At 37.4% G+C, this 26,834-nt stretch carries 26 protein-coding genes; 23 read left to right on the top strand and 3 right to left on the bottom strand.

Annotation, left to right across the window (positions count from 1 at the left end):
- Positions 1-60 precede the first annotated feature (60 nt).
- Positions 61-1,740, bottom strand: coding sequence for a ribonuclease J1 (gene rnjA, locus ACSKY2_RS03000; protein ID WP_489841174.1), 1,680 nt, complete (start codon positions 1,738-1,740; stop codon positions 61-63).
- Positions 1,741-1,743: 3 nt separating this feature from the next.
- Positions 1,744-1,956, bottom strand: coding sequence for a DNA-directed RNA polymerase subunit epsilon (locus ACSKY2_RS02995; RefSeq protein WP_489841175.1), 213 nt, complete (start codon positions 1,954-1,956; stop codon positions 1,744-1,746).
- A 257-nt stretch (positions 1,957-2,213) separates the two neighbouring features.
- On the opposite strand from ACSKY2_RS02995, the gene ACSKY2_RS02990 reads away from it, so the two are divergent.
- The 19 genes from ACSKY2_RS02990 to map all read left to right on the top strand — a co-directional run bounded on the left by ACSKY2_RS02990 (position 2,214) and on the right by map (position 20,594).
- Positions 2,214-2,696 carry a hypothetical protein gene (locus ACSKY2_RS02990; RefSeq protein WP_489841176.1) on the top strand — a complete coding sequence of 161 codons (483 nt, stop codon included), beginning with the start codon at positions 2,214-2,216 and terminating at the stop codon, positions 2,694-2,696.
- A gap of 45 nt (positions 2,697-2,741) precedes the next feature.
- The gene (def, locus tag ACSKY2_RS02985) at positions 2,742-3,329 is read left to right on the top strand and encodes a peptide deformylase (protein ID WP_489878101.1); all 588 of its coding nucleotides are present in this window, start codon (positions 2,742-2,744) and stop codon (positions 3,327-3,329) included.
- Positions 3,330-3,334: 5 nt separating this feature from the next.
- Complete coding sequence (locus ACSKY2_RS02980) at positions 3,335-3,622, top strand: UPF0223 family protein (RefSeq protein ID WP_489841178.1); 288 nt, start codon at positions 3,335-3,337, stop codon at positions 3,620-3,622.
- Between the two features lie 3 nt (positions 3,623-3,625).
- Positions 3,626-4,411, top strand: a complete 786-nt coding sequence (locus tag ACSKY2_RS02975) for an inositol monophosphatase family protein (protein WP_489841179.1) — start codon at positions 3,626-3,628, stop codon at positions 4,409-4,411.
- Positions 4,412-4,486: 75 nt separating this feature from the next.
- Complete coding sequence (typA, locus tag ACSKY2_RS02970; protein WP_489878100.1) at positions 4,487-6,331, top strand: translational GTPase TypA; 1,845 nt, start codon at positions 4,487-4,489, stop codon at positions 6,329-6,331.
- Positions 6,332-6,495: 164 nt separating this feature from the next.
- Positions 6,496-7,719, top strand: coding sequence for an FtsW/RodA/SpoVE family cell cycle protein (locus ACSKY2_RS02965; RefSeq protein ID WP_489878099.1), 1,224 nt, complete (start codon positions 6,496-6,498; stop codon positions 7,717-7,719).
- Positions 7,709-8,020, top strand: a complete 312-nt coding sequence (locus ACSKY2_RS02960; RefSeq protein WP_489839302.1) for a YlbG family protein — start codon at positions 7,709-7,711, stop codon at positions 8,018-8,020. The genes ACSKY2_RS02965 and ACSKY2_RS02960 overlap by 11 nt, the downstream gene beginning before the upstream one ends.
- Positions 8,020-8,574 (top strand): 16S rRNA (guanine(966)-N(2))-methyltransferase RsmD, encoded by a 555-nt coding sequence (gene rsmD / locus ACSKY2_RS02955; RefSeq protein ID WP_489878098.1) that lies wholly within the window; start codon positions 8,020-8,022, stop codon positions 8,572-8,574. The genes ACSKY2_RS02960 and rsmD overlap by 1 nt, the downstream gene beginning before the upstream one ends.
- A 7-nt stretch (positions 8,575-8,581) precedes the next feature.
- On the top strand, positions 8,582-9,058 hold the full coding sequence (coaD, locus tag ACSKY2_RS02950) for a pantetheine-phosphate adenylyltransferase (protein ID WP_489878097.1): 477 nt from the start codon (positions 8,582-8,584) through the stop codon (positions 9,056-9,058).
- A 1-nt stretch (position 9,059) separates the two neighbouring features.
- Complete coding sequence (locus ACSKY2_RS02945; RefSeq protein ID WP_489878096.1) at positions 9,060-10,124, top strand: SepM family pheromone-processing serine protease; 1,065 nt, start codon at positions 9,060-9,062, stop codon at positions 10,122-10,124.
- 265 nt (positions 10,125-10,389) lie between these two features.
- Positions 10,390-11,388, top strand: coding sequence for a lipoate--protein ligase (gene lplA, locus ACSKY2_RS02940; protein WP_489878095.1), 999 nt, complete (start codon positions 10,390-10,392; stop codon positions 11,386-11,388).
- A gap of 16 nt (positions 11,389-11,404) precedes the next feature.
- A complete protein-coding gene (locus tag ACSKY2_RS02935) occupies positions 11,405-12,541 on the top strand; it encodes a thiamine pyrophosphate-dependent dehydrogenase E1 component subunit alpha (protein WP_489839307.1) in 1,137 nt (378 codons plus the stop codon).
- 2 nt (positions 12,542-12,543) lie between these two features.
- On the top strand, positions 12,544-13,524 hold the full coding sequence (locus ACSKY2_RS02930; RefSeq protein WP_489878094.1) for an alpha-ketoacid dehydrogenase subunit beta: 981 nt from the start codon (positions 12,544-12,546) through the stop codon (positions 13,522-13,524).
- Positions 13,517-14,806, top strand: coding sequence for a 2-oxo acid dehydrogenase subunit E2 (locus tag ACSKY2_RS02925; RefSeq protein WP_489878093.1), 1,290 nt, complete (start codon positions 13,517-13,519; stop codon positions 14,804-14,806). Before ACSKY2_RS02930 ends, ACSKY2_RS02925 begins: the two co-directional genes overlap by 8 nt.
- A gap of 3 nt (positions 14,807-14,809) precedes the next feature.
- Positions 14,810-16,216: a dihydrolipoyl dehydrogenase gene (gene lpdA, locus ACSKY2_RS02920; RefSeq protein WP_489878092.1), complete on the top strand. Its 1,407-nt coding sequence runs from the start codon at positions 14,810-14,812 to the stop codon at positions 16,214-16,216.
- Between the two features lie 34 nt (positions 16,217-16,250).
- On the top strand, positions 16,251-17,048 hold the full coding sequence (locus ACSKY2_RS02915) for an alpha/beta fold hydrolase (protein ID WP_489878091.1): 798 nt from the start codon (positions 16,251-16,253) through the stop codon (positions 17,046-17,048).
- Between the two features lie 173 nt (positions 17,049-17,221).
- Positions 17,222-18,853, top strand: coding sequence for a peptide ABC transporter substrate-binding protein (locus tag ACSKY2_RS02910; RefSeq protein ID WP_489878090.1), 1,632 nt, complete (start codon positions 17,222-17,224; stop codon positions 18,851-18,853).
- A 282-nt stretch (positions 18,854-19,135) separates the two neighbouring features.
- On the top strand, positions 19,136-19,771 hold the full coding sequence (locus ACSKY2_RS02905; RefSeq protein ID WP_489878089.1) for an NAD-dependent epimerase/dehydratase family protein: 636 nt from the start codon (positions 19,136-19,138) through the stop codon (positions 19,769-19,771).
- Between the two features lie 19 nt (positions 19,772-19,790).
- Positions 19,791-20,594: a type I methionyl aminopeptidase gene (gene map / locus ACSKY2_RS02900; protein ID WP_489839314.1), complete on the top strand. Its 804-nt coding sequence runs from the start codon at positions 19,791-19,793 to the stop codon at positions 20,592-20,594.
- Positions 20,595-20,644: 50 nt separating this feature from the next.
- On the opposite strand, the gene ACSKY2_RS02895 is transcribed toward map, so the two are convergent.
- Positions 20,645-22,570: a sucrose-specific PTS transporter subunit IIBC gene (locus ACSKY2_RS02895; RefSeq protein ID WP_489878088.1), complete on the bottom strand. Its 1,926-nt coding sequence runs from the start codon at positions 22,568-22,570 to the stop codon at positions 20,645-20,647.
- 233 nt (positions 22,571-22,803) lie between these two features.
- Here ACSKY2_RS02895 and ACSKY2_RS02890 point away from each other — a divergent pair, with 233 nt between their 5' ends.
- The 4 genes from ACSKY2_RS02890 (at position 22,804) to ACSKY2_RS02875 (ending at position 26,827) form a co-directional block, all read left to right on the top strand.
- Entirely contained in the window at positions 22,804-24,279 is a 1,476-nt protein-coding gene (locus tag ACSKY2_RS02890) for a sucrose-6-phosphate hydrolase (protein WP_489878087.1), read from the top strand.
- 44 nt (positions 24,280-24,323) lie between these two features.
- Complete coding sequence (locus tag ACSKY2_RS02885; protein WP_489878086.1) at positions 24,324-25,307, top strand: LacI family DNA-binding transcriptional regulator; 984 nt, start codon at positions 24,324-24,326, stop codon at positions 25,305-25,307.
- Between the two features lie 307 nt (positions 25,308-25,614).
- Positions 25,615-26,322, top strand: a complete 708-nt coding sequence (treR, locus tag ACSKY2_RS02880; RefSeq protein ID WP_489878085.1) for a trehalose operon repressor — start codon at positions 25,615-25,617, stop codon at positions 26,320-26,322.
- A 13-nt stretch (positions 26,323-26,335) separates the two neighbouring features.
- The gene (locus ACSKY2_RS02875) at positions 26,336-26,827 is read left to right on the top strand and encodes a PTS sugar transporter subunit IIA (protein ID WP_489878084.1); all 492 of its coding nucleotides are present in this window, start codon (positions 26,336-26,338) and stop codon (positions 26,825-26,827) included.
- The last annotated feature ends 7 nt before the right edge of the window (positions 26,828-26,834 follow it).

Raw genomic sequence — 26,834 nt, 5'->3', positions numbered from 1 at the left:
TCAATACTATCACGCTTTCTTTTGTGATAGTATTGAACGGCTTTTAAAAAATATAAGAAATTAAATCATAATAAACATCGGTAGAATAAGTGGTCGACGTTTGGTTTGTTCAAACAAAAATCGTTGTAACTGTGAAACAACAGCATTTCGAATACTATGTTCAGTCGTCGCTGGTTCGTGCATAGCAGATAAAATCGCGTGGAAAATGACTTTACGACCTTCATTAATTAATTCTTCTGACTCACGCATATAAATGAAGCCACGTGATAAGATATCTGGACCAGCAGTAATTTCCTTACTTTTTAAATCAATAGTCGCAACGACTACTACTAGGCCATCTTCTGATAGCATTTGGCGATCACGAAGTACGGCAGTACCAACATCGCCAATACCATTACCATCAACGTAAGTATCTTGTGCAGGAATATGTCCAGCAATCCGAGCTTCATCAGGGGAAACGGCTAATACATCACCATTATCTAAAACAAAAGTGTGATCTTCTGGCACACCAACATCATGGCCTAACCCTTCATGAACCTTTAACATCCGGTATTCACCGTGAATTGGCATAAAGAACTTAGGCTTCATCAATGAAAGCATTAATTTTTGTTCTTCTTGACCACCGTGACCAGATGCATGAATATTATTAATTTTTCCATGAATGACATTCGCACCAGCTTCTTCCAATTCGTTAATCACTCGATTGACTGACTGTGTGTTTCCTGGAATTGGTGAACTAGAAAATATAACAGTATCATCCGGTTGAATAGATATTTGACGATGTGTACCATTCGCGATTCGAGCTAAGGCAGCCATTGGCTCACCCTGAGAACCGGTACACATGATGAGTACTTCTTCTGGTGGTAGCTTATTAATTTCATGAGCATCAACAAGCATTTCTTCTGGAATGTCAAGATAGCCAAGAGCGAGTCCGTTAGTAACGGCACTTTCCATTGAGCGACCAAAAACAGCAATTTTACGACCATGCTGTAAAGCAGCCTGTGTTGCCATTTGAATACGTGACATGTTAGAAGCAAAGGTGGCGAAGATTATTCGGCCATTAATTTCGTTGAATAATTTATCAATGGTTTTACCTACCCAACGTTCAGATTTTGAAAACTCTGGGCGTTCCGCATTAGTTGAGTCAGACATAAGCAATAAAACACCTTCTGAGCCAATGCGAGCCATTTTTTGTAAATTAGGTGGCTGCTTTGTTGTTGGCGTCAGATCGAATTTAAAATCACCTGTTTCGACTATGGTTCCAGCAGGTGTATGAACAGCAACCCCATAAGTATCAGGAATAGAGTGGGTCGTACGAAAAAATTCAACACTCATTTTATCAAATTTTAAAATGGTATCTTCATTAATTTCATGTAGTTCTGTACTGTTTAACAGACCATGTTCGTCTAATTTATTTTTAATAAGCGCAATTGCTAGCGGTCCGGCATAGACAGGGACATTGACTGCATTTAAAAAGAAATGAATCGCACCAATATGATCCTCGTGTCCGTGGGTAATAACAAGGGCTTTAATTTTATCTTTATTGTCTTTTAAATAGGTATAATCAGGAATTACGTAGTCAATTCCAAGAAGTTCGTCTTCTGGAAATTTTACACCAGCATCAATAACGATAATTTCATCACCGTATTCAATACCATAAGTGTTTTTCCCGATTTCACCTAAACCACCTAAAGCATAGACAGCTGCTTCATTAGGTTGAATGGTTAAATCAGTTGTCATATATTAAAACTCCGTTAGTTTAAAGTCTGGATTTTGTTGTTCATAAGCCAAAGCTTTTTCTGATAGCTGTTCGATGTGTTCGACATTATAGTCTGTATTTTTTTCAACAGCTAAACGTGCGGTTGGTAAATCTGGTGCATCTAAGTAAAGAGAATGTGTGTTTTCACGCTCTGGACTTTGAAAAGTATTAGGTTGATAGTAAACTTTAAAAATCATAATAATAAAGTATCTCCTTATTTTTTATTCCGACTATTCGTATATAGCTAGTTTAGCAGAAAATCATAGTATCTGCTACTAACGACAAAATAGTTACGCAACTTGATTGTTAATGAAAAGATTTGATATAAATAATTTAAAAAATTTTTTGTATCAAGCCATTGTTAATTTATTTAATCGTTTTTTGTTTCAAATTCGGGTACACTAAACATAGTAATAAATGAGAAAGTTTATTTAAACTTTATGGAGGAACAGTCATGTGGATTTTATGGATTTTGATCATTATAATAACCATGATTATTGCCATAACGATTTATAGGCGCTATGGGCGTCGGTTAACTGAACGACAAATCATTGCTTCGCAGCAAACGGTCAATCATGGCATGACATATGCATTACAAGACTTACAAGATGTCTTATATTTGCTACCTGAAAAACATATTTCGTCAACTTTGGTTGCTAACATTTGGGGACATGAGGTCATGGCATTTGAATTTATTTTGCCAGTATCTGAGATGCAAGAGGTTGTTGTTGTCCGTCAAGCAGTTAACAATGCGTTAAGAGAATATACTCAAAAAAATAATTTACCCAGTGCTTCTGAAACTGATATGGCACTGTTAGTAACCGATGTTTGGTATGATAATCGCGTACCAGAATTACACATCGATGTGGCTCATATTGTTAATCAAGAAACTGCTGCGTATATAAGAGATTTAAGGAAGTTAAACCAGCCTGTTTAGAATTTGATATACTAAAAATAAGATAAAAAATAGGAGAGTCTGAAGATGTATTTGATGAATGAAATTGTACGTGATGGTGACAAGGTATTACGAGAGCGTGCTGCAAAAGTTGTATTCCCTTTATCTGACGAAATTAAGGAAGCTTCAAAGAATATGATGGATTACTTAGTTATTAGTCAAAATGAAGAAGCAAACGAAAAATATGGGTTACGACCAGGTGTTGGTTTAGCAGCGCCACAAGTTGGAATTTCACAACAGTTTTCATCTATCTTAATTCCTTCAGCTGATGTTGAAGAGTTGCAAGAAAATAAAGGAAATGAAGACCAATATTTCTTTAAAGGAACAATTTATAATCCTGTCATTACGCGTCAATCTGTTAAAATGGGTGCTTTGTCAATGGGTGAAGGCTGTCTTTCAGTTGATAATGATTTACCAGGTTACGTTGCTCGGGCATATCGGATTACGGTGAGATATCAAAACGAAAATGGTGATAAACAAGAATTAAAATTAGAAGGCTATCCAGCGATTGTCTTTCAACATGAGATTGACCATTTGCACGGAACACTATATTACGATCATATTAATAAGAAAGATCCATGGGCTCAAACTGATAACACACGTTATTTGGGGTGATTTATATGAAAAATTCGGATAAAAATTTTAGTTACCCACTGTTAGCTGGTTGGCATACATCTGACATTGTTACTGCTAGTAATCTTTATTCTGCGGTAGCAAACGCTTACGAAATCGGTATCGAGCGCCAGAAATTATTAGAAGCTTATACGGCTTTTAAATTGGTGGTACCTAGTAAAAGCGAGGAGAAACAGCTCGGTCGTGAATTCGAAAAATTATCTGGATATAGTATTTATAAGACAATTAATGCTGCACAACAGACTACTAGTCGACATTTTAGAATGGAGAACTAGCTTATGGATAAGGTACAACTAAAAAAAATGGACGAAACAGTCCTTGGGTGGCTCGATGATATTAGTCAAATAGTGATGAAACGGATTCATCAACGAATTCAAGTGGAAACCAAAAGCAGTCATCGAGATTTAGTAACAAATGTTGATCGAGAAATTGAACAATACTATGTCCAACATATTCGGACGTATGACCCTGAAGCAAAAATCTTGGGTGAAGAAGGTTTTGGGGATGCCGTAAAGTCGACAGAAGGCCGTATTTGGTTTGTTGACCCTATTGATGGCACAATGAATTTTGTTAAGCAACAAGCTGAGTTTGCAACAATGGTTGCTGTTTATGAGAATGGGGAACCAGTAATGGCATGGATTATGGATATTGCACAACATGATGTCGTTCATGGTGGCCCAGCGTTTGGCGTTTATCACAATGGCAAGCCACTAGAAACACCAACAAATTTGGGTTTAAAAGATGGTCTAATTATTCTGTCCGGTGCCCGATTATTATATGAAGAATATGGATTCACAGCATTAGCCAAAGCTGCAATTGGTTATCGTATTTATGGTTCTGCAGGCATTTCCTATTTGCACGTATTAACAGGGAAAGCGGTTGCGTATCTTAGTCGCATGAGACCATGGGATTTTGCGGCAGGTGTAGCATTGGCAAAATCTTTAGGATTAAAAGTTGGAACAATTGACGAATACCCTATGAATATGTTAGTATCAGGTTCAGTACTTGTGGCAACAGAGAAAACATACCATGATATTATGACTATTCAAAAGGAGTGGTTATAACATTAGTTTTGTAGTTTTTCGCTTGTTACACCGATTACAGAAAAAAGTGACGTATGCGTCAAGGAGAATAGGATTTTGGCAAAACGCGAAAATATCCGCAATATTGCAATTATTGCTCACGTCGATCACGGTAAGACAACGTTAGTTAATGAACTACTTAAGCAGTCTGATACGCTAGATATGCGTACAGAATTAAGCGACCGTGCGATGGATACTAATGATCTTGAAAAAGAGCGTGGTATTACTATCTTGTCAAAAAATACAGCTGTTAAAGTTGGCGATAAGCAAATAAACATCATGGATACACCTGGGCACGCGGACTTCGGTGGTGAAGTTGAGCGTATTATGGGTATGGTTGATGGTGTTTTACTAGTGGTTGATGCCTTTGAAGGCACAATGCCACAAACTCGTTTTGTTCTAAAGAAAGCCTTTGAGCAAAACTTAACACCAATTGTCGTGGTTAACAAAGTGGATCGTCCAGGTGCTCGTCCAACCGAAGTTGTTGATGAAGTTTTGGATTTGTTTATCGAGTTAGGAGCTGATGAAGAACAACTGGACTTCCCAGTTGTTTATGCTTCAGCAATGAATGGAACGTCTTCATATGATCCAGAAATTTCATCACAAGAACACACGATGGCACCAATTTTTGAGACCGTATTCAAGACAATTCCTGCACCAGAAGATACATCAGATCAACCATTACAGTTCCAAGTGTCATTGTTAGATTATAATGATTTCGTTGGAAGAATTGGTATTGGTCGTGTGTTTAACGGGAAAATTAAAGTTGGCGATTCAGTTGCTGTTATGAAAATTGATGGTTCAATACAAAACTTCCGTGTGACAAAGTTGTTTGGTTACATTGGTTTGGATCGTATTGAAATTAATGAGGCCGAATCTGGTGATTTGATTGCTGTTTCAGGAATGGATGAGATTTCAGTTGGTGAAACAGTTGTTGATCCAGCTCATCCAGAAGCATTACCATTGCTTCATATTGATGAGCCAACATTGCAAATGACTTTCCGTACAAATGATTCACCATTTGCTGGTCGTGAGGGTAAATTTGTAACGGCTCGTCAAATTGAAGATCGTTTGCATCGTGAATTGCATACTGATGTATCATTACGCGTTGAAGACACTGATGAAGCTGGTGCATGGCTTGTTTCAGGTCGTGGTGAATTACACCTATCAATTTTGATTGAAACACTTCGTCGTGAAGGCTTTGAACTTCAAGTATCACGTCCACAAGTTATTATTAAGGATGTTGATGGTGTGCAGTCTGAGCCTTTTGAGGCTGTTCAAGTTGATACACCTGATGAATACTCAGGAGCAGTCATTGATTCATTGAATCAACGTAAGGGTGAAATGCGTAACATGGAGCCTACTGGTACAGGAACCACTCGTATGGATTTCTTGGTACCTTCACGTGGCTTGATTGGATACTCAACTGAATTTATGTCATTGACACGTGGATATGGTATTTATAACCACACGTTTGAGACATATGCACCAGTTGTTAAGAACTGGAATCCTGGTCGTCGTAATGGTACGTTAGTATCGATCAACCAAGGACAAGCAACGACATATGCGATTATGGGTGTTGAAGACCGTGGTACAATGTTTATTCATCCAGGTGATGATATCTACGAAGGTATGGTTGTTGGTATGAATAGCCGTGACAATGACATTTCTGTCAATGTTACAAAGGCAAAGAATCAAACAAATGTTCGTTCATCAAACAAGGATCAAACTGCTTCAATCAAGACACCTCGTGACATGACACTTGAGGAATCTTTGGAGTTCTTAGATGACGACGAATATGCAGAGGTAACGCCTGAAAATGTCCGTATCCGTAAGCAAATTTTGGGTACAAACGAACGTGAAAAGGCTGCAAAGCGTCGTAAAATGTCACAACAAGGCTAATTATTAATAATGTTAATGAACAGTTGTTATCCTATATAATAGATGACAACTGTTTTTTAGTATTGAAATCAATCATATTAAAGTAAAAGCCTGAATGATTAAGCATAGCTCGGGTGTAGATGTGATAAAATGGAAAAAGCTATTTATAAAAGGAGCTCATTAACATGGAAGCAATAAAAACCCATCCTCGCGAAGGAAAAAAGCGCCTTGGATTAATGGGTCGAATAAAAAACAAATTTCATTATTTAGACTTGTGGTTACTTATACCAATTATTGCAATTATGATTTTTGGTGATGCGATGGTTTATACTTCTAGTACAAATATGGCGATTGGTTCAGCTAGTAGTTTTTTAATTAAACAGGTTTTTTTTGGTTTAATGAGCTTGGTTATTATGTTAGTCATATTTACTTTAAAGATTAATTGGCAATCAAGATTTATTAAAGTATTTATATTAGCAACGAATGTCATTATTTTACTCGTCATGGCTTACACCTTAGGCTTTGGACCAGTCACATCTGGGGCAAAAGGCTGGATTTATATTGGTTCTTTTGGAATTCAGCCAGTGGAATATTTTAAAATTAGTATGATTTTGTACATTGCACATCGATTTTCCCGTAAGAAACCTGAGAGCAATAATTGGTTTCCAAAAATTTCATTTCAAGATTTGTTGATTCCTTTTTCTGGAATGATTATGGTTCTTTTGATGCCCGACTTTGGTGGCTTGATTATTTTGTTGATTGTTTTTTTAATTGTTTTAACGATGTCAGGTGTTAAGTTACGAAGTCTCCTAACATTGATTGGGATGATACTTGTATTTTATATTGCAATTCCTTTTTCATTACCTTTGCTTGAAAAGTTACCCTTTTTACAATATCAGCTTTCCAGATTTGAAGCGTATGTTAATCCTTGGGTAGCTGGTGACTCTGGTCATCAATTAATTAATTCATATTATGCCATTAGTAATGGTGGTTTGTTTGGCCGTGGCTTGGGGAACAGTATTCAGAAAACAGGTTATTTACCTGAGCCAAACACTGATTTTATTATGGCCATTGTTGGTGAAGAATTGGGTGCCATTACAATTTGGGTGGTATTGATTGTGTTTGCCGTGATTATTTGGCGATTATTAGTCATGGGTATTCGTGCACAACGAATGCAACAAAGGCTGGTGTTGTATGGTGTAGCAACATATGTTGTCGTTCAGATATTAATTAATCTTGGCGGTGTTGTGGGTATTTTACCAATTACTGGTGTGACATTTCCAATGATTTCATATGGTGGTTCGTCGTTACTTTCATGGGGAATAACTTTTGGCGTTGCTTTAAATATTATTGGACAAATAAAATATAAAAATGAATTAGAAAGGGTGGACAATACAAATGGCATTTGAAATTAAACCACGACGTAGTGTGATTGTTTACTTAAAAAATGTACGCCAAGCTCGTCAGCTACGTCGTTTTGGAGTTGTTAATTATATTTCAGAGAAGATGAAGTATGCTGTTATTTATATGGATGAAAATGAAGTGGCAACAAAATCAAAATTAATTGAAAAATTAGGTTTTGTTTCATCAGTTAGTTTATCTCATTGGCCAGAAGTCGATACAACGGTAGGTAGTGACGGTGACTCATTTGAATTAATGATTGATCCCAATGAACTTTCGGATGAGCCAATAGACGAAGAGGAATTATAATGAGAATAGTCAGTGGTGATTTTGGTGGTCGACCATTAAAGGCAGTTCCAGGTAATGCAACACGTCCAACAACGGATAAAGTCAAAGAAGCATTGTTTAGTATGATTGGTCCTTACTTTGATGGTGGTCGGTCATTAGACTTATATGCTGGATCGGGTGGTTTAAGCATTGAAGGTGTTTCTCGTGGCATTAACGAAGCAGTTTTGGTTGATCGACAGTATGCAGCGATTAAGACAATCAAAGAAAATATTGCAATAACGAAACATCCGGAACAATTTCAAGTGATTAAAAGTACGGCTGAAACAGCGATACATCGTTTACAAGGCACGTCAGCGTTTGATATTTTATACTTTGATCCTCCTTATGCAAAACAAACAATTGTTAAAGATTTGGAGGCATTAGTTGCGACGAACTTAATTGCATCAGATGCGCTAATAGTAGCAGAAACAGATCAATTTGCTGATTTGCCAGAAACTTTACCAGGTTTTGAATTACTGAAACAAAAAGGCTATGGCATTACCGTTATTACATTATATCGTTATATAGAAGGGTAAATACTATATGGTAAAAGCATTATTTCCAGGAAGTTTTGATCCATTTACAAATGGTCATCTTGATATTGTTAAGCGAGCTTCATTGTTATTTGATGAGGTTGTGGTTGGGGTTGGGACAAATATCAGTAAACAATATTTATTTTCCTCTGATGAAAAAATGGCACTGATTAAAAAGACAGTGTCTGATTTATCGAACGTTACAATTATTGCAATGACAGGCTTAACTGTTGATTTTATGAAAACGATTCATGCAGATGTCTTAATACGTGGTTTACGTAACGAAAAGGATTATTTATATGAGCGTGATATCGCACAAATGAATGATTCACTCCGACAGGTTGAAACAGTTTTCTTACTAGCCAAACCAGAACACCAATTTTTGTCGAGTTCCTTATTAAAGGAAGTGGCCAGTACGGGCACAGATATTGCCAATTATGTACCTCATGATATTGAAATAGCATTAATGAAGAAATTAGGGTATTAGTATGTCAAAGCAATCAGTCAATAAAAACAAAAAACATAAAAGGTTAAAAATAGTTGGCTTAATCATGATTGTCCTAGTTTTACTAGGATTGATATGTCCATTACCACTTTATGCTGAAACGCCCGGTGAAGCTGATGATTTAAAGTCATATATTAAAATAGATGGTAAAAAACCACAAATAGATGGTAAATACATGATTACTGCTGTTTATTTATCACAAGTTAATGGATTGGGGGCAATTATTGCTGCTTTAAATCCAACAGCAACAGTAATGACTAGTCGTGAAGCTAATGGTGGTTCTAGTGCGTCAGATAGTGCAGCAATTAATAAAATTTATATGAAATCAGCTGTTAACGAGGCTAAGGCTGTGGCATACAAAGCTGCTAAAGTTCCTTATAAAAGAACCTTTAATGGTATCTATGTGATGTCAGTTCAAGATAATTCTAATTTCAAGAAAAAATTGCGAGTTGGTGATACAGTTACAACAGTGGATAATAAGAAATTTAATTCTGCAAAAGGTTTTCAAACGTATATTAGATCACACAAAGTTGGTACAACTTTAAAAATTACCTATAAACAGCACAATAAGTTAAAAACGGCAACTGGTAAATCTGTTGCTTTAGCTGGTACAAAGAAGTTACCAGGTATTGGTATTGCTTTAACTGATTCAGTGGATGTCACATCACCACGTAAAATTAGTGCCAATATGGGTGAAATTAGTGGGCCATCTGGTGGTTTAATGTTTGCATTGGAAATGTATGACGGTTTATCATCAGAAAACTTGGCGAATGGTCGTAAAATTGCAGGTACTGGCACTATTGATAAGGATGGTCAAGTTGGTGAAATAGGAGGCATTGATAAAAAAGTCATTGTTGCGCATGAATCAGGGGCTAAAATTTTCTTTGCACCATATTTGAAACCAACAAAGCAAAATTTGAAATATGAGACTGATGGTTTAACCAACTATCAACAAGCTGTAAAAACAGCCAAAAAGTATGCGCCAGGTATGAAAATCGTACCAGTTAAAACATTTCAAGATGCATTGAACTATTTACGACATCATTAGATATAGATAGTTGCATATATGGTACACATTAAATAAAAAATGCTAAAAAAATTGTCGCTATTAGAACACATTTGTATGTGTTCTCGGCGACTTTTTTTAATATAAAACAATATTAAAATAAATATTTTTTTATAAAATAATATGTTATAAATACGGTATTAAGCCAATTATACCTGTATAAAATGTATTTTTGTACGAATGAAAAATATGCTATAATAAATGTGTAGAAAGTTGTAAGCGCTTTCTTGGAGGGGGAACATATGTCGTGAGGTATATTAATTATTTAGGCACCGATGCCTATCAAAATATTGCGATGGATAGTTGGTTGTTATACAACCTCAAACCAAAGGAACCAGTTTTCACATTATGGCAGAATAAAAAAGCTGTCATTGTTGGTCAAAACCAAAATACTTTTGGGGAAGTCAATCAGGAATATGTTGATAAGGAAGGTGTACAAGTTGTTCGCCGAATGTCTGGTGGTGGCGCGGTCTATCACGACTTAGGCAACATTTGTTTTACTTTTTTCGTACCAGTTGAAAATAGTAGTCAGGTCAACTTTAAGCAGTTCGTTGAACCAATGTATGATGCATTACATTCAATTGGTATCGATGCCAAAATTACAGGTCGAAATGACTTAGAAGTAGATGGCAAGAAGGTATCTGGTAATGCACAGCGTTACGTTGGTGGTTACTTAATGCACCATGGTACGCTAATGTGGGACACAGATGTTGATGCAATGGTGCGATCATTAAACGTTGCTGATGAGAAATTTATTTCAAAAGCAGCAAAGTCGGTTCGCGCACGTGTTGGTAATATTAAGAACTATGCACCAGAAGGACAAACTTTGGCAGGCTTTATGGAGGCTTTGCGTTATTATCTATCTAATGAAGGTAAAGACGGCGAGTTAGTTCTGACTAATGAACAGATTGCAGATATTAAACGTTGGCGAGATGAGCGATTCTCAACTTGGGAATGGAATTATGGGAAGAGTCCTGAGTTTGATTTTATTAATCATGCGAAATATCGTGGCGGTAGTATTGATGTCAAAGCGAATGTTAAGGAAGGTAAAATTCAAGATATTGATTTTACGGGGGATTTTCTTGGTGTTCGCGATTGGCGTGAGATTAAAGATAAGTTTATTGGTCAAGTTTTTTCACCAGAAGCCATTCTTGAAGTTTTGAATGCTAATACAGATGGACAGTATTTCGGTGGTATTACTAATAACGAGTTAGCGGTATTGTTTACCGGAGACAGTGATAAGTAGAAAGGGGCTACATGCAATGGCAAGTATCGCAGATGCAAACAAGAAGGTTTTAGATTTTGATGGACAACTGCAAGCGCAAGATGATTTTTTTCCAACACTAAAGTTATTGGATAACGACGGAAAATTATTGGACAAAGCAGCTTACAAGCGTTCAGAATTAACAGATGAAGATTTAGTCGCAATTATGAAAAAGATGTTGTTTAGTCGTCAACTAGACATTCGTTCAACAAAGTTGGCTAAGCAAGGACGATTTGGCTTCTTTGCACCAACTGCAGGACAAGAAGCTTCACAAATGGCTTCAGCATATGCTTTTGGTAAGGAAGATTGGCTATTCCCAGGATATCGTGATATTCCTGAAATTGTTGATAAGGGCTGGCCTGTCTGGAAGGCTATCCTTTGGTCACGTGGTCATGCAAAAGGAAATGAGTTTACCACAGAAGATGGTGAGCCTGTTAACTCATGGATGCCACAAATTATTATTGGTGCTCAATATGTTGAGGCAGCTGGTGTTGCTTTGGGCTTGAAGAAGCGCAAGCAAGATGCTGTTGCATATGCTTATACAGGTGATGGTGGAACTTCACAAGGAGACTTTTACGAGGGTGTTAACTTTGCTTCAGCATACAAAGCAAATGCTGTTTTCTTTGTGCAAAATAATGGTTATGCCATTTCAACACCACGTGCATTACAAACAGCTGCACCTCATTTGGCAGCTAAAGGTTGGGCATCTGGTATTCCTAGTTTAGTTGTTGATGGTATGGATCCCTTGGCAATGTATTTGGCAGCCAAAGAAGCTCGTGCTTGGACAGTCGCTGGTAATGGTCCTGTTTTGGTTGAGACATTGACTAATCGTTTGGAACCACACTCAACAGCCGGTGATGATCCATTACGTTACCGTACAAAGGAAGACATCGCAGAATGGTGGAAGAAAGAGCCATTGATTCGTATGCGTAAGTTTATGACTGAAAAAGGTGTCTGGGATGAGAAGCAAGAGGAAGATTACATCGCTGAAGTAGATAGTTATATTGATGAGCAAATTAAGATTGCTGATAACATTGAAAAGCAAAAGATTTCTGACTTCTTAAAGAACACTTTGGAAGTTCCAGGACAGGTGATGAAGGAACAGATTGAGCACTTTGAGAGCGAGGGTAAGTAATTATGGCTAAGAAAACATATATTGCAGCAATTCAGGATGCTTTAGATTTAGCTTTGGATAAAGACGAGAACACCCTAATTTTTGGTGAAGATGTTGGTGAAAATGGTGGTGTGTTCCGTGCAACTGATGGTTTGCAAGCAAAGTATAGTGACGAACGTGTCTTCAATACACCTCTAGCAGAGTCAGGTATTGGTGGGTTAGCAATTGGGCTTGCAACAACTGGCTATCGTCCAATTATGGAAATCCAATTCTTTGGTTTCTTGTTTGAAGTAATGGACTCTATTGCTGGTCAAATGTCACGTACACGTTTCCGTTTCAATGGTACACGTAATATGCCAATCGTTGTTCGTTCACCATATGGTGGTGGAACAAAGACGCCTGAGATGCACGCTGACAACCTAGAAGGAATTGTTGCGCAAGTACCAGGACTTCGGGTTGTTATGCCTGCTAACCCTGCTGATGCAAAGGGATTACTATTGAGTTCAATTGAATCTGATGATCCAGTTGTCTTCTTGGAGAACTTGCATCTATATCGTTCAATGAAGGGTGAAGTTGCTGACGGTTACTACACAACACCATTGGATAAGGCAGCAATTGCTCGTGAAGGTTCTGATGTTACCATCGTTTCATATGGTGGTGCTGTACCTGTTTCACTAAAGGCCGCTGAAGAATTAGCTAAAGAAGGTATTGAAGCTGAAGTTGTTGATCTTCGTACAGTTTCACCAATTGATATAGAAACAATTGGTGAGTCTGTTAAAAAGACTGGTCGTGTTGTTGTTGTACAAGAAGCACAGCGTATGGCTGGAGTTGCAGCTACAGTGATGGCTGAAATTTCAGAGCGCTTTATCTTGAGTTTGAAAGCACCAATTGGTCGTGTGGCTGCACCAGATACAGTTTACCCATTCGCTCAAGCAGAAAATGACTGGATGATGAAGGCTGATGACGTTGTTGCTAAGGCCAAGGAGGTTGTAAACTATGACTGAGATTTTTAAGATGCCGGATATCGGTGAAGGAATGGCCGAAGGTGATATCACAAATTGGTTAGTTAAAGTTGGTGATACGGTTAAGGTTGATGATTCTGTTGCCGAAGTACAAAATGATAAGTTAGTGCAAGAAATTCTATCACCATACGCTGGAACTGTCACAAAGCTGTTTGTTGAACCTGACACGACAGTAGCTGTTGGTGATCCATTGATTGAATTTGATGGTGATGGTACTGGTTCTGCAGCTGGTGAGGCTGCACCGGCACCAAAGGAAGAAGAGAAGGCCGTTGAAGAATCGGCAGCACCAGCGGCGCCTGAGGCGCCAGCAGGTAATGTTGTTGCGACAAATGGTCAAATTTTAGCAATGCCATCAGTGCGTCACTATGCATTTGAAAATAATATTGATTTGTCACAGGTTCCTGCATCAGGACGTCACGGTCATATTACAATGGCTGATGTTACTGGGTTTAGCGGTGCGCCGGTTGCACCAGCAGTACCTGAACCAGCAGCACCAGCAGCACCAGCAGCACCTGAGACAAGTGCACCGGCACCAGAAAAGAAGATTGAAGTTGCTGATACTAAGTCAGGACGTCAACCAATGTCTGGTGTTCGTAAGGCAATTGCTAAGGCAATGTCCGTACAGAATACAACGATTCCAACTGTTACAAACTTTGATAGTGTTGAAGTTTCTAAGTTAGTTGCTCACCGTGCACAATTTAAGGAACCCGCTAAAGAGCAAGGTATCAAGTTGACTTACTTGGCATACGCAGTTAAAGCATTAGCTGCTATGGGTAAGAAGTTCCCTGAACTTAATGCATCAATTGATATGGATACTAACGAAATCATTTACCATGATACAGTTAACGTTGGTGTTGCAGTTAATGCGCCTTCAGGATTATATGTACCAGTTATTGCTCATGCTGAAAGTAAGTCAATTATGACAATTGCTACTGAAATTGCTGATTTGGCTAGTGCTGTCCGTGAAGGTACAATTAAGCCTGCTCAAATGCAAGGTGCAACAATTACAATTTCTAACTTGGGTTCAGCTCGTGGTACATGGTTCACACCAATTATTAATAATAAGGAATCAGCTATCTTAGGTTTGGGTTCAATTTTGAAGGAACCAATTGTTGATGATAATGGTGAGTTAGCTGTTGGACAAAACATGAAACTATCACTAAGTTACGACCACCGTTTGATCGATGGCATGTTGGGACAACAGTCAATGAATTACTTGAAGCAATTGTTGGCAGATCCTAGCTATATGTTGATGGAGGTATAAAAAATGGTTGTTGGAGCAGAAGCAACTGATGTTGGTACAGTTATCATTGGTTCAGGACCTGGAGGGTATGTTGCAGCGATTCGTGCTGCTGAATTAGGTCAAGATGTTACTTTAATTGAGCGTGACAATATTGGTGGAGTTTGTTTAAACATTGGATGTATCCCATCAAAAGCATTGATCAATGTGGGTCATCATTATCGTGATAGTCAAGAAGAAAACCCATTTGGATTATCGATGACAGGTAAGTTAGATTGGTCGAAGGCACAGGATTGGAAGCAACATAAAGTAGTTGAGCAATTAACTGGTGGTGTTGCAATGTTGTTGAAGAAGCATCATGTGCAAATTATCAATGGTGAGGCAACATTCAATGATAATGAAACATTGAATGTTGTGCAAGAAGACGGTCATCAATTATTGCGCTTTGAGAACGCTATTATTGCGGCCGGCTCACGTCCAGTAGAGATTCCAAGCTTAAAGTTTGGTGGTCGTATTGTTGATTCAACTGGTGTGTTAAGCTTACCAGAAGTACCAAACCACCTAATCATTGTTGGTGGTGGTGTTATTGGTTCTGAACTTGGTGGTGCATATTCTAACTTAGGTGCTAAAGTAACGATCGTTGAAGGGTTAGATCATACATTAAATGGGTTTGATAAAGAAATGACAAAACCTGTTTTGAATGACTTTAAGAAGCATGGTGGTGAAATCATTACTTCAGCTATGGCCAAGGGCGCAACACAGGCTGATAAGGATGTAACACTAACTTATGAAGTTGATGGCAAGGAACAAACAGTAACGGGTGATTATCTATTAGTATCTGTTGGTCGTCGTGCAAATACGGATACTTTGGGCTTAAATAATACCGATGTTAAAGTTGGTGACCATGGCTTAATTGAAGTCGATAACCAAATGAAGACCAGCGTATCACATATTTATGCAATCGGCGATATTGTTGCTGGACCAGCTTTGGCACACAAGGCAAGCTTTGAAGGTAAAGTTGCTGCTGCTGCTATTAGTGGGGCAAGCAATGCGCATGATCTACACTATTCATTGCCAGCAGTTGCTTATACACAGTATGAATTAGCAACAACTGGTGAAACGCCAGATTCCGTTAAAGAAAAAGGATTGAATGCTAAAATTAGCAAGTTCCCGTTTGCTGGTAATGGACGTGCCTTGGCAATGGATGCTGGTGTTGGATTTATACGCTTGATTACAGATAAGGATAGTCGTGCAATGATTGGTGCACAAATTGTTGGTCCATCTGCTTCTGATTTGATTTCTGAATTGTCATTAGCGATTGAGAATGGTTTGACATCAGAAGATATTTCATTGACCATTCATCCACACCCAACACTGGGTGAGGCGATTATGGACGCTGCTGAGGTTGCCGATGGTCTAGGAATTCATGTATAATAGATAAAAATAATTGGATTGAGGTGAGTAGGCAGTGTCTTTTTTCAAATCAAATGACGGTGTTCGATTGCATTATCAACTTGATGGTAATAGCAGTCAACCAGTCGTGGTGTTACTCGGTGGCTATACAAGTATGATAACAACATGGGTCGCACAGGTAGAAGCTTTTAAAGCTGCTGGATTTCGTGTTCTTCGTTTTGAGTATCGTAATCATGGTCAGAGTGAACAAACGGACAAAAGCTTACGCATTTCACGTTTAGCAATGGATTTGGCAAATTTATTAGATTATTTGCAAATTGATCGGTTTAGTCTTATTGGGCATTCAATGGGAGCAATGGTAGCTAGTCAGTATATATCATTATTTGGAGATAAACGGGTAAATGTGATTATAACTGAGGATCAAACTCCTAAAATGTTGAATGAAGATGGTTGGCAGTATGGTGTCAGAGAGTCGTCCTTCGCTCGAATTGATCAGGTTGCAGATAGTTTTCCAACAACTAAATTGATTCAACAGACAATTCCAAAAGAGTTGAAACGTCAAGTTTCAGATGGTTATGTGCCATTTAATTTTAGAAAGAATCGGCCATTGATGATTGATGGTATTGTACAAGATTGGCGTGATGTTATTCGTTATGAAAGTATACCACATCTATTTTTGGCGGGCGGTGCATCACCAATGTATCCAGTAGCACATGCACAACAAGCACTTGCTTTGCAAAAGGTTGCTGGTTCAGATATCCATATTTTTGATGGTTCAGGTCATATCCCACATTTGGAGTTTCCAGAAGAGTTTAATGAGGTTGTCATAGATTTTATAAAAAAGTTTAGTTGAGCATGTTTTAACAAATGATTCTTGCGATACTGATCAGGTAAAAGGCGTTCGAATGTCATATTCGAACGCCTTTTTGTTTCTTTTAATAAATTAAAAAACAATTAGACAAATGAGAATTTGCATGGTATTATAATAGCACTATTAAGAAAAAGGTGTTTAAAGGGGTACTTGGAATGAAAAAAATTGGAAAAGCGGCTGCATTAGCCGCATCTGTAACCATGATTGGGAGTATTGCATTACCAAACGTTGCGGTCTCAGCTGCATCAACAGGGAAAACGATTAATTGGTCAGAAGTAGCAGCATTATCCACAATGGATCCGGCTAAGTCAACTGATACCGTTTCAGCCGATGCATTAGGGGCTACTGGGTTACCATTGGTACAGTTTGGTAAAGGTAATAAATTAGAAAACGAAGCAGCTAAAAGTTATGAAAAGTCAGATGACGGACTAACGTATACTTTTCACCTTCGTTCAGGTTTGAAATGGGAAAATGGTGAAGCCTTAACAGCAAAGGATTTTGTTTATGGGTGGCAACGTTCTATTGATCCAAAAACAGCATCAGAATACGCTTATTTGTTAGAGAGCGTGAAAAATGCAAAAGCTATTGAAGCTGGAGACAAGCAACCTTCTGAACTTGGCATTCAAGCAGTTGATGACCATACATTGAAGGTGACATTGGAATCACCAGCATCATATTTTGTACAAGAATTAACGATGCCAGTATTTTTCCCACAAAATGAAAAGTTTGTGGAGGCACAAGGTGATAAGTATGGAACATCAGCTGCAACTTATCTTTCTGCGGGTCCTTATAAATTTAAGGGTTGGACTGGTTCAAACAATAAATATTCATACGTAAAGAATGATAAGTACTATGATGCAGCCAAGGTTAAGACGAAAAAGATTAATGTTCAAACAATCAAAGATCAAAATACTGGTTATAATTTGTATCAAGGCAAAAAACTAGACTTTACACCATTATCACCAGACCAAGTGAAGGCCTCAAAGAATAAAAAGGGATACAAAGAAATTAAAACTGGAGCAACGCAAGCACTTCAGTTTAATCAGGAAAAAGTACCTGCATTTAAGAATGCAAAGATTCGACAAGCCATTTCTTATGCGATTAATCGTCAAACATTATCGGATAAAATTGTGACAGGTTCAGCTATTCCAGCAACAACTTATACACCTAAGGGTCTTGTAAAGAATCCTAATAATAATAAGGATTTTGCTACCGACGCTGAAGTTTCTGGTGCAATTAAGTTTGATAAAAAGAAAGCAGCCAAGTTGTTTAAAGCAGGTATGAAAGAAGAAGGTAAGTCAAAGTTATCTGTACAATTGTTGACAGACGATGACGATACTTCAAAACGTGTTGCTCAATTCTTACAAGAGCAGCTTGAGCAAAATCTAAAAGGTATGAATGTCTCGATTAAAACTGTACCAAAGAAGCAACGTTTGAAGTTGAGTACTGATGGCAATTTCCAAATGCTTAACTTTGGTTGGTTAGCCGATTATCCAGATGCTTCTTCATTCTTAGACTTGTATAAGTCAGACGCTTCTTATAATTATGGTAAGTGGAAGAATGATAAATATGATGCCTTGCTGAACGATGCTGAGAATAAAAACGCTAATAACAAGAAAGCGCAATATCAAGATTTCAAGAAAGCAGAGCAATTACTTGAAAAGCAAGCCGGTGTGGCACCATTGTATTACAGGTCAACCGCTTCATTGTTGAATCCTAATGTTAAAGGTGTGATTGCTAATCCAACGGGTGCACCATTTAATTATAAATATGCTGTTAAGAAATAGTCTTTATTGAAAAATGGGGCTGAGATATAAGTCGGTATAATCAGCTGAAAAAGGCGCTAATCTATCAATTTTGATTGGTAGATTGGCGCCTTTAAACGTGTCCCAAAAGACTGAAGCCTTACTGTAACAACAATTAGGTGTGTTATATTGCGAACTAAAATCAATCACCCAATTATCGTTACAATCGGCTTTAGGACGTCTTTTGTCGCACTTGCTTTTTTGATTATGTTACACTATGTAGTAGCTTAGTAAATTTTGTTGTCAATATGAATGGAGCGACAAATGAAGATAATCATTATGGGTGGTACAGGCTATGTTGGTCAAGGAATTTTTTCAGCTTTAACACAAACTCATCATAAAAACGAATTAATTAGTTTTTCTCGGTCAGGTGCAAGCAACCGACATGATTTAGTGGCACAAGTCAATTATGTTGCTGTTGATTTAACAAGTCCTGGTGAATGGCAGCAAATCATTAAAACAGCAGATGTGATTGTCGATTGTGTTGGTATTTTTTTGCCTAGTAAACGAAAACAGACAAGTTATGAAAAAAATAGTATTAATCCTGCGAAAGTGATGATTGATGAGTTATGGAAACAGACCTCGTCAGCCAAGTTTATTTTCATTGCAGCAAATAATGCCCCTTTTTTTCTAAATGACTATTTGCTTGCCAAACATACGGTTATTGAATACGGTCAGAAAAAGTTAGATAATCAATTTGTAGCCGTTTATCCAGGCATGATTTATGATCGACATCGTTTCATGAATTGGGTACCTGGTATATTATTACAATTTGCCATTAAAAAATGTCGTATGCAGTTTTTTAAGAAATATCGACCAATAAAACGACCATTGTTTAGTCAGGAAATGGTTAAAATTATTTATGGGCAAGCTAGTACATTAACAGACATTATAAAATAAATCATAGAGGAGAAAAAAGTTGATTACATTAAAATCAGACAGAGAAATTTCGGGAATGGCTCATTCTGGTAAAATTTTAGCAGGTGCTCATCTTGCATTGAAAAATCAAATATATGTTGGTATGGATACATGGGAAATTGAAGAAATCGTTAATCAATATATCCTAGATCATGATGCTACGCCTTCGGAAAAGGGATTTGAAGGCTATAAATATGCAACATGTATTAGTATTAATGACGAAGTTGCACATGCGACGCCACGAAAGGGATTGAAATTAAAAAATCATGATATTGTGACAGTTGATTTTTGTGTTAATTGGCATGGCTATGAGAGTGATTCAGCTTGGACATACGTTGTTGGCGAAAGTACCCCAGAAATTGATCATTTGATGGATGTTACACATACGGCATTATACTTAGGAATTGACCAAGCACAAGTTGGTAACCGTTTGGGGGATATTGGTTTTGCTATTCAAGACTATGTCGAAAACAAGAATCATATGGGAGACGTGCGCGATTTGATTGGTCATGGTATTGGTCCGACTATGCATGAAAAGCCAGATGTTTTTCATTATGGCGTGCCACACAAAGGGTTACGGCTAAAAGCAGGTATGGTTATAACCATCGAACCAATGGTCAATGCTGGTGGTTCCTGGGAAATCAAGACTGAAATTGTACCTGATACGGGTTGGGAGTACTATGTCTCAGCAGACAATAGTTTGTCGGCACAGTATGAACATACACTTGCGATTACAAATGATGGACCCAAAATTTTAACATCACAAGATCCGGTTGGTGATGCCAAATATTTGTGGCATGAGTAATTAGATAAAAAAACGAGAATGTCATTTTTTCGAATGACATTCTCGTTTTTTTAAGCCGTAACGGCAACTAAGGAATCACCATGTTGGACTGTTTTTATTTCAATAGGTTCAACCGTAGCAAAGTCTGCTGTATTTGTTATCGCCATAATCACAGTGGTGTCATAACCAGCCTCCTTGATTTTCTCAATATCAAAACGACCTAATAAGTCACCTTCATGAACATGTTGTCCTTGAGAAACTTGTGAATCAAAATATTGCCCCTTTAAATTAACAGTATCAATACCTAAATGAATAAGCACTTCAGCGCCATCATCAGACTTAATACCATAAGCATGTTTTGTTTCATAAGCAACAGTAATCGTACCAGAAACAGGAGCATAAACGTCAGTATCAGTGGGCGTTATTGCTGCGCCATCACCCATTAGTTTTGATGAAAAGACTTGATCATTGACATCGCTCAAATGAACCACATCACCAGAAACTGGCGCTTTGATGATTTCATCAGCTAAGTCAGCGTTAACAGATGTCTCAGATGTTGGTTCTGAAACTGTTGATGTGTTTTTACTACCACCATCAACGACTGCAAACTTTGCATCATTTTTCTTACCATATAGATAAGTTAGCGTAAATGCAACAACAAATGAAATAACTTCACATAGTAGATAAGCTGGAATTGACTTTGCGTTGATTGATAGGAAGCCAAGAAAACCAGCTGAACCAAGTGAAACCGCAACAACGTGCATGAAACCTGCAAAAGCTGCAGCGACACCAGAGCCGATTAGTGCACAGAAGAATGGGAATTTATACTTTAAGTTAACCCCAAATAAAGCTGGTTCTGTAATTCCTAACAAAGCAGAGACAGTTGCTGAAGATGATAGTCCCTTCATCTTTTTATTCTTAGTTAAAGCGAAGATACCAAATGTTGCAGCTCCTTGAGCAACGTTGGCCATTGAAGCAACCACAAAAATAAAATCACCATAGCCAGTATGGTTTTGGGTAAATGCTGTAATTAATTGTGTCTCAATGGCAGGGAAACTTTGATGGAGACCTGTTAGCACAATTGGTGAGTATAGTAGCCCAAAAATACCTGTACCAACGAAACCAAGTGTTTGATAAACAAAGACAATACCGTCAGTAATACCGTTTGACAACAAACGCATAATTGGTCCAACAATAACAAATGTTAGAAAGCCCGTTACCATTAATGAAATTAATGGTGTAAATGTGAAATCAATAGCAGATGGTAATTTTTTGTGTAAGAATTTTTCAATTAATGACAAAATATAGACCGCTGCAAGTACCGGAATAACTTGATAATAATAGTTGTTTTGTGAAACAGCTAAACCAAAAATATTCCAAGTATGATTGGCAACTAAATCAGGTGACACCATAATCATAGCCAATGCGGCACCCAAATATTGGTTAGCACCAAAACGTTTAGCAGCTGAAATACCAACTAAGATTGGCATAAAAATAAATGGCGCAGCTGACATCAATTGTATCATTGCTGAAAATCCCTTAATGACAGGGAAACTTTCAACTAAAGCCTTTGGTCCAAACAAGCCAGCAGAAGTTAGAAAATTGTTTAAAGCCATTAATAGACCACCCGCAACCAAAGCAGGGATGATCGGTACAAAAATGTCAGATAACAACTTAATAAAAGCCATTATGGGATTAAATTTTTTGTCTTCTTGAGCGACGTTTTTGAGCTCATCAGTAGAAACAGGTGCAACGTTGGCAATGTTTATCAGTTCATCATAAACGTTGTTAACATCCCCGGGACCAATAATAATTTGATATTGGCCATTGGTTTTGAATGTTCCTTTGACATCGTCGTTTTTGTCTAAAGCCTCTTGATTAATTTTATTTTCATCCTTAAGGACTAAGCGTAACCGCGTTGCACAATGTGCAGCAGCAGCGAAATTGTCTTTGCCGATAGCATCGACAATTTCACTAGCAACTTTTTTATGATCCATGTGTCCACTCCTTATAACTGAAAGCGTTTTCTTTTTTCTTTACACTTATTAGGATAACGCATTTTTATAATATGTCAAACGTTTGACATAAAAATGTTTTATATTTTTGTTAATCTAACTATTCAAAGGTGATTAACGTGTCAAACGTTTGACATTATTCGTCATTTAATTTATCTTAAATATGACGATCAACAAAATAGAAAGCGCTTCCAATAAAATAGGAGAATATTTATATGACATGGACAAGAGAAAAAAGATATCAGCCCTACAGTGCCTATTCAGAGGTAGTCAAACAAAATTTAGAAAAACAGGCTGCAACATCAATTTATAAACCTAGTTTTCATATTAGTCCAACGTCAGGCTTATTGAATGATCCAAATGGCTTTTCTTATTATAATGGACAATGGCATGTTTTCTATCAGGCTTTTCCTTTTGGTGCCGTACATGGCTTAAAATCGTGGGTACATTGTATTTCAGATGATCTTGTCCACTGGCATAATTTAGGTGTTGCTTTACAACCTGGGGGTGAGTATGATTCTCATGGTGCTTACTCAGGTTCAGCACGAGTCATTGATAATCAGTTGTTCTTGATGTATACGGGAAATGTTCGTGATGGTGATTGGCATAGAAATAGTTTTCAAATAGGTGCTTGGATGGACGAACATAATGTCGTGACGAAAGTAAAAGATCCATTGATTATATCGCCTGATCATGTGACAGATCATTTTAGGGATCCCCAATTATTAAAAATTAATGACACTTATTATGCGTTAATTGGCGCACAAGATAAACAGAGTCTTCGTGGTGAATTCTCAATATATCAATCTAATAATTTAAAAGATTGGCAAGATATGGGCTATGTACAACATAATCTTGGTGATTTGGGATATATGATTGAGTGTCCGAATCTTGTTTATGTTGATGGTAAAGCAGTATTGATTTTTTGCCCACAAGGTATATCACAAGATGACCTGTTAGTAAATAATATCTACCCAAATGTGTATACAATCGGCAGGGATTTAGACTTCAGAACAGGTAAATGGCAAGCTGAACAACAAACGCTCACACAACTAGATGATGGCTTTGATGTCTATGCTAGTCAGGCTTTCAATGCACCAGATGGTCATGCTTATTTAATTAGTTGGATTGGGTTGCCTGAAATTGACTATCCCACTGATAAAGAAAATTGGGCTCATTGTCTTAGCCTAGTAAAGCAACTAAGAATTATTGATCATCAACTTTATCAATTACCAGTACCAGCAATGTCAACATTAGTTGTTGCAGAACACGCATTACCAAAAAATCAGCGGCAATTAGTGATTGATGCAGGGCAACAATATGAGTTAGAGATAAATTTTGCAGCTGATCAAACTGGTAATTTATTGTTAGTCAGTGACGGCACGATAGATCATAGTCTTCAACTGAAATTTGATACAAATGATGAAGGCTATTTAACAGTTGATCGTTCAAACGTCGGTGAAAAATTTGCAACAGCCTACGGTGAAACGCGGCAAATAGCACTTAAAACTCATCAACCACTAACTTTGGATATCTTTGTTGATCATTCGGTTTGCGAAATTTTTGTTAATGGCGGTGAAAAAGTGATGACATTACGTTTTTTTGCACCACAAAAACAGACAATGATTGCGTTTGCAGGACAAAATACGATAGAATATTCAGGTAGTTATTCATCATTACGCCATATGTAATCGTCTGCATTATGTTAGTCAATTAGAAATAAGGATGTGTCATTGTGAAACCAAAGTTATCAGATGTTGCTAAAGAAGCTGGTGTATCACCAACAACTGTTTCGCGTGTTATTAATAACCATGGTTATTTAAGCGCGCGAACAAAGCAAAGGGTTTATGATGCAATGGAAAAATTGCATTACCAGCCTAATTCATTAGCAAGATCTTTAAAGGGTAAAAAAACAAAAATCATTGGTTTGATCTTTCCGGGTATCACAAATCCTTTTTTTGCGGAATTGATTGAAAAATTAGAAAAACGATTGTTTTTAAAAGGTTATAAAGTTATTTTGTGTAATGCTGCAGACGATGTCGAAAAAGAACGTGACTATATTAAAATGCTAATAGCCAATCAAGTCGATGGTATTATTACTGGTGCGCACAATCTTGGTATTGAAGAGTATCAAAATATTCATTTACCAATTGTGGCGTTTGATCGGCGGTATGCATCAAGTATGCCAACGATTAGTAGTGATAATTTACAAGGTGGTATTTTAGCAACACAGACATTATATGAGGCTGGTGCTCGTCATATTTATTTTATGGGTAATCCAAACCAAAAAGGAAATCCAACTGATAGACGCTTACAAGGTTATCGTCAACAGATGGCAAGATTGAATTTAGAGAGTCACGTGATGCCCATTTTCTTTGATGAGACAGCTAAAATTAAACAAGTATCTATTCAACGCTTTTTAGAAGCTGATCAAGCAGATGGTATTGTCTGTAGTGATGATTTAACAGCTGTGCTTGTTTTACAATCAGCAGTGGCATTACAAATTAAGGTACCTGATAAATTAAAAGTTATTGGATATGATGGGACCACATTTATGCAAACTTACTTTCCACAATTAACAACGATTGTGCAACCATTAGATGATATTGTCATGATGCTTGTTGAACGTTTGCTAAATCGCATGTCAACTGATGTTGATCGATACGACGAAAATGACTTTATTTTACCAGTTTCGCTTTATCATGGAACAACAGTATAGATAAAACAAATACCGTTTTGAACAGTAAACATTTGACTGTTTCAAAACGGTATTTGTTTTTTTATATAAAAATAAGTCAAATTATTTGTTATCAATATGATAACTTAAGAGAAGTCAGTACTATTTTTAACAGGTAAAGTATCAAAATAATAACAATTGTTTAAAAACCTGACTAGTCTAGAAAACCCCTGTTAATTATGGTTTGACTATACCTGACTAGTCTGGTTGGTAAAACCTTGATGGATAAGGCTTGAAAACGGTTTCATACTCTTATAAACTAAAACTGTTGAAAGGCAGGAATAAATAAATGGAGAAGTATCAAAAAATTTATTATGACCTTTTAAAGGCATTGCAAAATAAAACATATTTACCAGGGGATTATTTACCTAGCGATGGTCAATTGGTAATACGTTATCAAGTTTCGCGCGAAACAGTTAGAAAGGCAGTCAAAGCATTAGCCAATGATGGTTATGTGCAACGATTACCTGGTCGTGGTTCAGTTGTTTTGAATCGTAAACATTTTGTTTTTCCTGTTTCAACACTTGAAAGTTATCGTGAAATGGTTGCACAAGCACATTTGGATGCTAGAAATGATGTCATTACTATCGAAAGGGATGTTGCTGTTCCAGAAAACTTAACGATGGGTGAAGGGACGTCTATGCAAACGACATTGGTAGTTCGCCGGCGTTGGGTTGATGGTGAAGAAATGGTATTAGATTATGATTATATTAATCAGGATGTCGTTGCCCAAGTCCCTCGTGAAGAGGCTGAAGATTCATTATTCAATTATTTTGAAAACCAACTCGGTCTACAAATTGATTATGCAGTGAAACGAATGACTGTTGAAAATAGTACGATTTCTGATCGTCAATTACTACAAGTCAATGAACATATGGTAATGGTCGTTATACGAAGTGAAACGAGATTAGCAGATAATCGTATTCTGTCATACACGGAATCACGTCATCGTGCTGATCGATTTACAAGTGTTGAATTTGCAAGACGTCACAGATAGAAGGAGTTTATTTATGTTTGGGTTTGGAAAGAAGAAAACGGTAGCGAGTGATAATAATTTATATGCACCAGTTACTGGTAAAGTCATTGCTTTAGAAGCGGTTTCTGATCCTGTATTTGCTGGTAAGATGATGGGTGATGGTTTTGCGGTAGAACCAACAGGGCATGATATTGTCTCACCAGTTGCTGGTAAAGTAACGATTCAACAAGGTCATGCAGTTGGCTTGGAACGCGCAGATGGGCTTGAGATTCTTGTACATTTAGGAATCGATACTGTATCTCTAAATGGGGCACCATTTACAGCTAATGTGAAAGTTGGTGATATTGTTGCTGGTGGTGAGCCACTAGCTGTGGTGGATTGGCAACAAGTTGAGGATGCCAATTTGCCAAAAACAACAATGGTATTAATTACCAATTCAAAGGACAAACTTGAAGAATTGTCTTTTGAAGAAGTCGATGATGTTTCTGCTGGTCAAAAAGTTGGCCAAGCAACTGCCATACATTAACAGGGGG

Source organism: Weissella sp. ESL1156 (genome assembly GCF_058505625.1).
This window is presented reverse-complemented; position numbering and strand designations above follow the sequence as displayed.